This is a genomic window from Marinobacter sp. NFXS11, from assembly GCF_040148675.1.
Lineage (GTDB): Bacteria > Pseudomonadota > Gammaproteobacteria > Pseudomonadales > Oleiphilaceae > Marinobacter.
Window position 1 is genome coordinate 1,513,312 of record NZ_JAGDDV010000001.1, and the last position, 11,430, is coordinate 1,524,741.

Genomic DNA, 11,430 nt, shown 5'->3' on the forward strand with positions numbered 1-11,430 from the left:
GGCCGTCCATTTGTGGGTGCGATAGATCTCACCTCATCCCCGTTCAGGGTCATTCAGGCTGCTGTCAGTTTGCGGCTGTAGTATCTTTCTCTCAGAACTGGATCAGAGGTGAACTATGCGGGTACTTTTGGTTGAGGATACTGCGGGGCTGGGCGAGGCAGTGCGGGATCAAATCACCGATGACGGCCATGCAGTCGACTGGGTCCAAACTCTGGATTTTGCCGAAGGCAGCGTTCAGACCACAGCCTACGACCTGATTCTACTCGACCTGATGCTGCCCGACGGCCATGGCTTCGGCTTTTTGAGGAAGCTGAGAACAGCGGGAAACACAACACCCGTTATCATACTGACCGCTCGGGATCAGGTGTCTGACCGAATTGAAGGGCTGAACGCCGGCGCCGACGACTATCTGGTAAAGCCCTTTGATCTTTCCGAGCTGTCAGCCCGTGTGGCCGCGGTAGCCCGCCGTTACCGCGGCAACCCGAGCCCGCTTATACAGGTGGGTCAGCTGGAAGTGGATCTTGGTGATCACCGCATCAGTCGCGACGGCCAGCCGGTAGAACTGACTGCCCGGGAATGGGCCCTGTTCGAAGGCTTTATCCAACGACCAGGAATGCTATTATCGCGATCCCAGCTGGAGGATCGCCTTTACGCCTTCGGTGCAGAAATCGAAAGCAACACCATTGAGGTTTATGTCAGCCGTTTGCGTAAAAAACTGGGGCGCGACACCATCATAACCGTCAGGGGGATGGGCTATCGCCTGGGAACACATGAGCAATAAAACGAGCCTACAGAAAAACCTGAGTATCGGCCTCACGCTCGGCGTCACCGTTCTCTGGCTGCTGGGCGTTACCGCTTCGGGGCTCGTGGCACAGCACGAAATGAATGAGGTGTTCGACAGCGCACTGGAAGAAACCGCTCAACGCATTCTGCCCCTGGCCGTTACCGACATCCTTAACCGGGAAAATGGTACCGGGAATCAAACAGCCCCTGCCCTTAAAGACCATGACGAATACCTCACCTACCTGGTCAGGGACAGGGACGGAAACCTCCTTCTTCAATCCCATGATGCTGATCCCAGTGTTTTTGGGGAACTGCGGCCGGAAGAAGGTTTTTCGAATACATCGACGCACCGGATATACGGCGCGTCGGCCGTCAGCGACACGATCTACATTGAGGTGGCCGAACCCCTGGCGCACCGTCGCCAAGCCGCCCTGGAGGCGGGTCTGGCATTGTTGATGCCTCTAATTGTACTGATCCCGATCAGCCTTTTGGGTGTCTGGTGGATCGTACGGATTTCCCTGCGAAAGGTGGTCGAATTCCAGCAAGCGATAGAATCCCGAGGCGCGGGTGATCTCTCCCCCGTTGACGGGGATCGGCTGCCAACAGAATTTGAACCGATTGCCGTTGCTGTTAACCGATTGCTGGAACGCTTGCACCGTGCTCTCGATACAGAACGGAGTTTTACCGCCAACAGCGCCCATGAATTGCGGACTCCTCTAGCAACGGCGCTTGCCAAAGTTCAGCGGCTGAAGACCCAGATACAGAACGATCAACTCAAGAACAATGTTACTGAGATTGAGGAAGCGCTGCGCGATCTGTCTTTGCTTTCTGGAAAGCTGCTTGAGCTGGCGAAAGCCGAAGGTGGAGGTGCAATATCACAGGATTCGCACAATCTTGTGCCAATACTGGCGATGATCGTTGATGATTTCGAGAATCAGGTACCTGGGCGAGTTAAACTGACCCTGCCCGAACAGGAAGTGAACTCGTTCCTGAATCCCGATGCCTTCGCCATCCTGATGCGCAACCTCATTGAAAATGCACTCAAGCATGGCTCCAAAACACAGCCTGTTGAGGTAAGCATCGTCGACGATGGTACGTTGGAAGTCTGCAATGCCGGGGAGATTGTGCCGCCGGAACAGCTCGCCCTGCTACGGAACCGATTTGCGCGCGCAAAGACAGATGCGGCCGGATCTGGCCTGGGCCTGGCGATTGCCGACGCAATTGCCACTGGTGCAGGTATGACACTACACCTCCGATCTCCGGCAACAGGACGGCAGGACGGTTTTGAAGCGACGCTTAATGTGGCAAACGCCCGGTGAAACGGCTCAAGCTGTTAGAGCGCGTTCTCCACAGCCTCGATAAAGTTAATCATATCGACCACCTGCTCCGAATCCGGATCGACGGTCTTGCCCTTGAGATCAGCAGTGACAACGCCACGGTCGACCGTATCCGTTAACGCGGCCTTCAATTGAACGGCGTATTGACTCAGTGGTTCGTTACCTTCGCGCTCACCGAGAGTTTCAAGCGCGTTGGCAAGCGCGAAGATCAACGCCGAAGGATTGAAATGGGCGACCTTCCCGTCGCTCTCCAGATACTTTAGATACAGATCATGGGCGGTGCCGTGAGGCGCCTCGAAAAGCATGGTTCCGTCCTTGCTCTCGATGATTGAACTGGCTGTCGCCAGGCTTCCCCCGAGAGCGGCGGAAATGTCCGAGAAGATATCCCCGTCGAGGTTCTGGGAGGGATAAAGCGCATTTCTCGGTGGATCCGTGATCATCTTTTTAAGCTGGCTGGACGGCCGCATGATCATGAACGAGGGCGGCGGTGTATGTTCGCTGGCCAGCTCCCGGCGCACTTCGGTAATTACATCGCTGTAGACTTCATCGTATTCCATGTACTCGCGTTTGAGGCCAAAATACACCTCTTTGTCCTTGCGCGACGCATCGCGGAAGACCTGCAGAACCCAGTCCTTGATGGCTTCGCGGTCATTGGACATAAGCAACATTGGATCGCCTTTCCGGACCGGGCGGGCATGCTTCTCGTCACCATCGACGATCACCTTGAGAATGCCGTCCTCCTTGGCCGCCATGTTGAAGCTACCATACTGGTCGCCGCCGCCAGCGCTCATTCGTGAGATGGACACATGGGCCCCGCGGCCTGGAATGCCAAATTCCTTGAGTTGGTTCACCAGCTTGAGCAGTTTGCGCCCGGTGGTGTTATCCGGCACGCCCCAAAGCGCGCGCTCCGGCGGGTTGGAAACAATGCGGGCCGCCTGGGCATCGATCAGTTCGTAGTAGTAATTCAGCCCCAGGGCTTCAATCTGCTTCTTGTAGTCACTGTGATAGACATCCTCGATCACCGAGCGCATTGCCCCATCATAGCCGGGGATCACCGTATCCTTAAGGCCGAGGTATACGTCCCGTTTTTCTGCGATTGCACGCTGGAAAAAGCGATGCGCCCAGGCTTTCACGTCCTCGATGTCATTCGTGGCAAGCAGCCAGGGATCGCCCTTGCGAATCTCTCGCCGATGAAGCTCTACCGGGTCGCCACTGCTGCCTACAAACATCAGCTTGACCACGCCGGTTGCCAGGGAAAGCTGGTTAAAGCTGTCCTTGATGCCACCGAATTCCATGGTATCCACCTCAATGTCGCGCCCTACCCATTGGGGGCGGCGGATGTTGAGGTTTCGGAACTGGATGTCCTCGCGGGTAATATTCCCACTGATGCCCTTGCGGATAGCACCATTCGGGGACTTGGTCGCCAGCGGGTGCAAGTTGTCCCCATCCACATCCGGGTGTTTCCTGAGCAAGTCCTCCAACTGCTGGCGGTTTACCGTCATGCCGGCGTTCTTTACACCCACTCCGTGGCGTTGGAGCGAATCGATGGCATCAATAACCACCTGGCCATTGGTCAGCAGCCGGTTTTCCGCAGACAGATCGATTTCCTCAAGCTGAATATCTAGCCGTGAGCTCACAAACTTCTTGAGAATGTGTTCAAACGCAACCTGAGCCATCTCGTCGCCGTGAAGGATGACGAGGGGCGAGGTCACACTGATTTTACTGTCCATGAAAATCTCCCTGCTGTTTTGTTGGCCTGGTCAGTCCTGCTGCGATGCCGACTGCTTGATCCCTAGCCGTTCATTGACGGCATCCCGGATCTCCCGGTAACGCTCGGGATTTTTCGCCAGGTAATCCAGATTGTCTTCGGGGAATATCTCTTTTTTCTTTTTGCCGGCTTCCTCACTGGTAAAAATAGACGGCAAAAGCTGTTCAAGGCAACGTAGCATGACTTCCGGCGATACCGACGCACCGGGCGATGCACCCAGGAGCGTACCGTAGGTCTTGTCTTTCGAGACGAGTATCTCTGTGCCCATCTGCAGATCTCCGTCGCGTATGATCTGCACTCGCTGCCCGGCGTCAACCGCTTTCCAGTTGAACTTCTTGCTCATGCCCGGTGCGAAACTGTCCAGCTCCTCGAACATGCTCTTTTCACCCTTGAAGGTCTCTGAAACCAGGTATTTGACCAACGGGAAGTGCTCAATGGCGACATTCAGCAGGCTCGGGATGTCGTGGAGGCGCATTGAGCGAAGGTAGTCCAGGAAACCCCGGCCCCTTTCCAGCACCGGTTTGAACGAGGCAAAGGGACCAAACAGAAGATAATACTTTCCATCCGACACCCGTAGGTCCAGATGCGGAACGGACATTGGAGGTGCACCCACTTTCGCCTTTCCGTAAGTTTTGGCTCTGTACTGCTCGGCCTGCTCGGCGGTGATCTCGGCCTGCAGGAACCGGCCGCCAACGGGAAAACCGGTGAAGCGGCGCGCGAAAGGCAAGTGGCTCTTTTTTAGGATCGGGAACGCACCGCCACCGGCACCGACGAAAAGAACGTCAGCCTTGTACCTGCGATCAACTCCCTTGCTTTGTGTCTCCACGAGCCAGCTTCCGGCCGGGCTGCGATGCACTCGCTTGACGTGCGTCCCGTATTCAATTTTCACCCCAAGATCGTCAACAGCATGCTTGGCCATTTGCTCTGTCAGGGTGCCAAAGTTGACGTCTGTACCCGTTTCGATAACCGTCGCCGCCATTTTTTCGTGGCGTGGGCGTTCCTCCATGGTGTAAGGAATCCAGCTTTTGATCTCATCGAAATCTTCCGAGTAGCGCATCTGTTCGAAGAAATGATGAGCCGACATCTCATTGAAGCGGAGTTTCAATTCAGGGATAGATGGCTCGGAGACGATGGTGCAGTGTTTGGTCTGGTTAATAAACGATTTGGGGTCTTTGATGGCGCCTTTCTGGATCAGGTATGCCCAGAACTGCTTGGCCACATTAAATTGAGCGTGAATCTTCTCAGCCTTTTCAACCGAAATAACCTCTTCGTCTACCGGCGTGTAGTTCAGCTCACAATTCGCTTCGTGCCCTGTGCCGGCGTTATTGAACACCCAGGAATTGCCCGCCCCGGGGCCATCCAGTCTTTCGAGAATGGTGATATCCAGTTCCGGTGCCAGTTCTTTCGCGAGAGTCGCGAAAGTGGTGCCCATTATCCCTGCGCCAATGATGATTACATTCATTAAAACCTACCCGCGTGAGTCGAATGTCTGAACAAGGTTGAAAACGTGTGTGTAATGACGGTAGCACGCTTCGCCAGGCACGGAAAACGCGTGGCGAGCGGTCCCTCTATCCGGAAAATCTCGATACGAGGGTCTACCCCTATCTTACAGTTTACGTTAAGGTAAACATCACTTGGCACGAATCACACCAGATTTTGCCAGGCTGTCTACAATGACATTAACTACACTCCCACAAGGAGTGTTTGTTCCTCAGGCCATTACCCCAGGAAGAGGATTATGACAACAACAAAGTCCAAAGTTGTGTATTCCCCAGTGTTTACCGACGGTGCGGAATTTCGGATTCCCACGTTCAAGCTTCTTAAACAGGACGGCAAGCTCTACAAGGGTGCCAAAGCTCCTGATCTCGACAAAGACAAGGCCCTTCGTATCTATCGGGCCATGGTCACCACCCGAATACTCGACGAACGCATGCTTGCAGCCCAGCGCCAGGGCCGCCTGAGCTTTTACATGCAGTGCACCGGCGAAGAAGCTGCCGTGATCGGCAGTGCGGCAGCACTGGATGATGGCGACATGATCATGGCGCAGTACCGGGAGCAAGGTGCCCTGGCCTACCGCGGCTTTACCATTGATGAATTCATGAACCAGTTGTTCGGCAACGAGATGGACTACGGCAAGGGCCGCCAGATGCCGGTCCACTATGGTTCGAAGAAGCTGAACTACATGACCATTTCCTCGCCGCTGGCCACCCAGATTCCCCAGGCCGCGGGCTATGCCTATGGTCAGAAACTCAGGGGCGAAGGTCTCTGCACCATTACCTATTTTGGTGAAGGCGCTGCCTCGGAAGGCGACTTTCACGCTGCCCTGAACATGGCTGCAGTTCATCGGGTTCCGGTGATTTTCCTGTGCCGCAACAACGGGTACGCCATTTCTACGCCGGCCGCCGAGCAGTTTGCTGCCGACGGTGTTGCACCGCGGGCCTATGGCTACAAGATGGACGTGATCCGCGTGGATGGAAACGACATTCTTGCCATGTACCAGGCCACTCAGGAAGCCCGCAAACTGGCCGTGGAACACAACCGTCCGGTATTGATCGAGGCCATGAGCTATCGCCTGGCCGCCCACTCCTCCTCGGACGACCCCTCCGGCTATCGCAGCAAGGATGAAGAAGCAGTTTGGCGCGAGAAAGATCCTATCCTGCGTATGCGCCTCTGGCTGGAAAGCAAGAAATGGTGGAGTGAGGACGACGAAAAGCAGCTGCAGGAAAACATGCGCCGCGAAGTACTGGAAACGATGAAACGCGCCCAGAAGCGTCCACCACCACCGCTCGAATCCCTGGTAAGCGACGTCTACGACGAAGTGCCACCTGCCCTGGCTGAACAGTTCGACAAACTGAAGGCGCATATCCGCAGATATCCGGACGAATATCCGAAGAGTGCCGAACACGCCAAGGGAGGAGCCTGAGATGTCGAAGATGAATATGCTCCAGGCCATCAACAATGCCCTCGACACCGCCATGGCGGAGGACGAGCGGGTTCTGTGTTTCGGTGAGGATGTGGGCGTTTTTGGCGGCGTATTCCGTGCCACCAGTAACCTGCAACAGAAATACGGCAAAGCTCGCTGCTTTAACACGCCTCTGGTAGAGCAAGGCATCATCGGGTTTGCCAACGGCCTTGCGGCCCAGGGTTCGGTGCCAGTGGCCGAGATCCAGTTTGCCGACTACATCTTCCCGGCATTTGATCAGATCGTGAACGAATCCGCCAAGTTCCGCTATCGCTCAGGCAACCTGTTCAACGTTGGCGGTCTGACCATTCGTGCTCCCTACGGCGGCGGCATTGCAGGTGGTCTGTATCACTCGCAGTCGCCAGAAGCCTATTTTGCCCACACGCCGGGTCTCAAGATTGTTGTGCCCCGCAACCCGCACCAGGCCAAAGGGCTGCTGCTTGCCGCTATCCACGATCCCAACCCGACCCTGTTCTTTGAGCCCAAACGTCTTTACCGGGCATCGGTGGGTGACGTGCCGGATGAAGACTATCGCCTGCCTCTGGGCGAAGCCGAAGTCACCAAGGAAGGTACGGACGTGACGATCCTGGGCTGGGGCGCCCAGATGGAAGTCATCGACCAGGCGGTGGAACGGGCCGAGAAAGACGGCATCTCCTGTGAGGTCATCGACCTGCGGACCATTCTGCCCTGGGATGTGGAAACCGTGGCCAACTCCGTGTTCAAGACCGGACGGCTGGTGGTCACCCACGAAGCTCCCCTGACCGGCGGATTCGCCGGTGAAATCGCCGCCACGATTCAGGAACGCTGCTTCCTGTATCTGGAGTCTCCGATCGCAAGGGTAACCGGGATGGACACTCCCTTCCCGCTGGTGCTGGAAAAAGAGCACCTGCCCAACCATCTGAAGGTCTACGAGGCCATCAGGGCGAGCGTTGAATTCTAGGCTGATATCAGGACAGGAGAGCGACTATGAGTGATTTTATACTGCCCGATATCGGCGAAGGTATCGTGGAATGTGAACTGGTCAAATGGCTGGTTAGCGAAGGCGATGTGATTGAAGAAGATCAACCGGTCGCCGAGGTAATGACTGACAAGGCCCTGGTGGAGATTCCTGCACCCTACAAAGGCCGCGTGACACGTCTCTACTACAAGGAAGGCGACGTCGCCAAAGTCCATGCCCCGCTGTTTGAGCTGGTGGATGAAAGCGAAAGCAGTGGCCAGGCGCCGGTGGCCAGTTCTCCGGAACCTGCCCAAGCAAAGCCCGTCCCCGAGGCGGAAAAACAACCCGCCTCCGGCGCCGAGTCGGACGATAACGCCACCGAAGACTTTATTCTGCCGGATATCGGCGAAGGCATCGTTGAGTGCGAGGTGGTGGAATGGCGCGTTGCCGAAGGTGACGAAATCGAGGAAGACCAGCCTGTTGTGGACGTCATGACCGACAAGGCCATGGTCGAGATTACCGCCCCTAAAGCCGGGCGCGTCACCAAGCTTTACCACCAGCAGCAGGCCATGGCCAAAGTTCATGCCCCGCTGTTTGCGTTCATTCCCCGGGATCGGGAAGAACCGGCTGAGCCCAAAACCAAACCGGAGCCCGCGGCTCAACTCTCAACGGCGACGGCCCCGCCTGTAGCTACGGCCAGCCGACAGCGTATTCCGGCCAGCCCTGCCGTTCGCCGCCTGGTTCGGGAGCATGAACTCAACCTCTCGGATATTCAGGGATCCGGCAAAGATGGCCGCGTACTGAAAGCCGATGTACTGGCTCATATCGAGGAAGGCCCGAAACAGGCCCACGTCCAGGCCCAGAACCAGGCTCCCGCCGACGATGCGCAAACTGCCACGGCCAGCAGTGCCCGCCGGGCGCCTGCCGCCAAACAGGAAGCGCGAGTCGAACCCATCCGCGGAATAAAAGCTGCGATGGCGAAAAGCATGGTGAAATCGGCCACCACCATTCCTCACTTTATCTACAGCGAGGATATTGATGTCACCGATCTGCTCAAGCTGCGGGAACAACTGAAACCGGAGGCAGAAGCGCGGGGCTCAAGGCTGACGCTCATGCCCTTCTTCATGAAGGCCATGGCCCTGGCGGTTCAGGAATTCCCGGTACTCAACAGCCAGCTCAACGAGGACGTCACGGAGATTCACTACCTGCCCCAATGCAATATCGGTATGGCGGTGGATGGCAAAGCCGGCCTGACGGTGCCGAACATCAAAGGCGTGGAAAGCCTCTCGTTGTTGGGCATTGCCGACGAGGTTGCGCGCCTGACCGAAGCGGCCAGATCTGGCCGCGTCAGCCAGGAAGACCTCAAGGGCGGCACCATTACAATCTCCAACATTGGCGCATTGGGCGGAACCTACACCGCGCCCATTATCAACGCGCCGGAAGTGGCCATCGTTGCCCTTGGGCGCACCCAGAAACTGCCCCGGTTTGACGCCAACGGCCAGGTGGTTGAACGCGCCATCATGACCGTGAGCTGGGCCGGCGATCATCGAATTATCGATGGAGGAACCATTGCCCGGTTCTGCAACCGCTGGAAGGGCTACCTGGAATCGCCACAAACCATGCTCCTGCATATGGGCTGACGGTTCATCATGGCGCAGAAGACGCAACTGCAGCAGTTCTACATTCCTGAAGAGCAGTCGATCTATCTGCTCAGCCATGATGATGCCAAGAAGCTCAAGGACTGGGTGGCGCTCTGCGCTGCCCAACTCCGCCAACTCGGCTACCAGGACATCGAGCTAATTGGCAAGGGCGCTTACGGCTTTGTATTCGCCGGTCGCCTGCCGGGCACGGCCATCGGCGGCCCCGAACATGTTTTTAAATTCACCCGCATCAACCTGCCCAGGCATCTTCAGGACCGGCTTGAAGATGAAGCCTACATCCTGGAGCAGGTCCGCCACCCCAGAGTCCCGCGGCTGATTTCCTACCAGCGAGCCAATAACCAACCGATTCTGGTGATGGAGCGTGCTACCGGCCTGAACCTGGAAGAGGTTTCCCTGCGGGAAGGCCGCCTGAAACCACGGCTCATCATGCGCATCGCGGACCAGTTGGCCGACATCCTGCGAAACCTTCGCCGTGAAAATGGTCCGGGCGGCAGGCCAATCGTTCATGGCGATATCAAACCTTCCAATCTGGTCTTCGACGCCAGCACCGAAAACATTGCCCTGATTGACTGGGGCTCCTCCGTGTTTGCCCAGTTGGACGCCAACCAGCAGTTCATTACCGCCAACGTGATGGAGCTGATGTCCGATAACCTTCAGCAAACCAACGCCCGGCTCGGCGATGTGTATTTTATCGGCGAGGAACAGCTCAACGGAGGGCTGTCGTCTCCCCGTTTCGACGAACAGGGAGCAGCCGGCACACTCTATGCCCTGGCGTCAGCCCAATCCTGCCGCTTTGGCCATCGGGCCATCCCGGCCACCTCCCTGGGCCTGCCCATGGAATTCGCCCGCATGCTGGATGGCATGCTATCCCCGGATCCGGACACTCGCCGCAAAGCCGGCGATTACTACCTGACAGAGATGCCGCGTATGGCCCGAACGGTGATGATCGATCTGCCGGAAACACCGGTCGCGGCCCAGGTACCCGTGTGGGTGCGTGCCTCCGACCAGGAAATTGACACCGTGGTTTACAGCTCTCGTAAATCCTTTCTCAGGGAGGAAGGGGCACCGGAAACCCTGAACGACGTCAACGATGTGCAGCTGGACCGCTACTATAAGAACTTCATGCAGGGCATGGGCGAAACCGAAAAAGCGTTTCTGGCAGCCGTCAGCCGGCTCGGGCGCTACCCGGTAGAAGGCGGCCTGGCCGTGAGATGGGAAACCGATGGCATCTACATCGACACATCTCTGAATCTGCATGATCCAGCATTGAAATCCGCGTTCGTGCAGGCCGTCAACAACATGGTTTACCTGGCCCAAGCTATTTACCGAAAGGGGATTTTCAAAAGTTGTCTGTTCAACGCCCGCAATACCTTGCACGTTGATCGCGATGAACCAACCCACCCCTTTGTTGTATCACCGGATATGAAATTGCACTACGAGATAAGCCCCGCGCCTGAGGTTGAAGACGAAAGCCGGGTCCACTCTTACTTCGAGGACGGCCCGGACCCGGAGGAATTCCTAGTGTTACCCGACACCATTATCCATGCCCTGGAAGAGCTTAACGCCATTCATCATACCGGCATGATCATCTTCGAAGCCCTGCCCCGCCACCTAAAAATCCACAGCCACTATCGGCTACTCGATCCTGAGCAAGAACCTGAATTCAGCCGGCTGCTGGATGAAATTCTCTCGGCAGTCGAACAGATAACCGGCCTTGGGGTTTCAGGGTTCATGAAAATGCCTTACAAAGACACCCGGTTCTTTCCCCACATAGAGCGCCTGCCGGAACGCTACTACCCGCGAAATCCAAGGACCGGGCACGCCTCCACCTGAGGAAGAACACAGCTTCAGTTTTTAGAAACCGTGCCGTTAACTGTTAAAACAAATTAATAGAAGGGCTACGCTTTGGCTTCCTCTTTCCTCGAATCCGTAGAACGAAAATTAGGTGTTCCCGGCAAGCTGTTGATTGCACCCGCTTTTAT

Annotated in this window: 8 protein-coding genes; 6 read left to right on the forward strand and 2 right to left on the reverse strand. The window is 56.5% G+C overall.

Annotated features, from left to right (window positions below; genetic code table 11):
• Positions 1-115: 115 nt before the first annotated feature.
• Together J3362_RS07110 and J3362_RS07115 are read left to right on the forward strand one after the other, a co-directional pair.
• Positions 116-781, forward strand: a complete 666-nt coding sequence (locus J3362_RS07110; protein ID WP_349518848.1) for a response regulator — start codon at positions 116-118, stop codon at positions 779-781.
• Positions 771-2,102: an ATP-binding protein gene (locus J3362_RS07115; protein WP_349518849.1), complete on the forward strand. Its 1,332-nt coding sequence runs from the start codon at positions 771-773 to the stop codon at positions 2,100-2,102. Before J3362_RS07110 ends, J3362_RS07115 begins: the two co-directional genes overlap by 11 nt.
• A gap of 14 nt (positions 2,103-2,116) precedes the next feature.
• Here the strand turns inward: J3362_RS07115 and J3362_RS07120 are convergent, their stop codons facing one another.
• Entirely contained in the window at positions 2,117-3,850 is a 1,734-nt protein-coding gene (locus J3362_RS07120) for an isocitrate/isopropylmalate family dehydrogenase (protein ID WP_349518850.1), read from the reverse strand.
• A 30-nt stretch (positions 3,851-3,880) separates the two neighbouring features.
• Positions 3,881-5,350 carry a malate:quinone oxidoreductase gene (locus J3362_RS07125; RefSeq protein ID WP_349518852.1) on the reverse strand — a complete coding sequence of 490 codons (1,470 nt, stop codon included), beginning with the start codon at positions 5,348-5,350 and terminating at the stop codon, positions 3,881-3,883.
• A gap of 276 nt (positions 5,351-5,626) precedes the next feature.
• Between J3362_RS07125 and J3362_RS07130 the strand changes: the two genes are divergently transcribed.
• From J3362_RS07130 to J3362_RS07145, 4 genes are read left to right on the forward strand one after another with little or no spacing between them, the layout of a single operon-like run.
• Entirely contained in the window at positions 5,627-6,811 is a 1,185-nt protein-coding gene (locus J3362_RS07130; RefSeq protein ID WP_349518853.1) for a thiamine pyrophosphate-dependent dehydrogenase E1 component subunit alpha, read from the forward strand.
• Position 6,812: 1 nt separating this feature from the next.
• Positions 6,813-7,790: an alpha-ketoacid dehydrogenase subunit beta gene (locus J3362_RS07135; protein ID WP_349518854.1), complete on the forward strand. Its 978-nt coding sequence runs from the start codon at positions 6,813-6,815 to the stop codon at positions 7,788-7,790.
• 26 nt (positions 7,791-7,816) lie between these two features.
• On the forward strand, positions 7,817-9,427 hold the full coding sequence (locus J3362_RS07140) for a dihydrolipoyllysine-residue acetyltransferase (protein WP_349518855.1): 1,611 nt from the start codon (positions 7,817-7,819) through the stop codon (positions 9,425-9,427).
• Positions 9,428-9,436: 9 nt separating this feature from the next.
• A complete protein-coding gene (locus tag J3362_RS07145; RefSeq protein ID WP_349518856.1) occupies positions 9,437-11,281 on the forward strand; it encodes a protein kinase domain-containing protein in 1,845 nt (614 codons plus the stop codon).
• Positions 11,282-11,430: the final 149 nt, after the last annotated feature.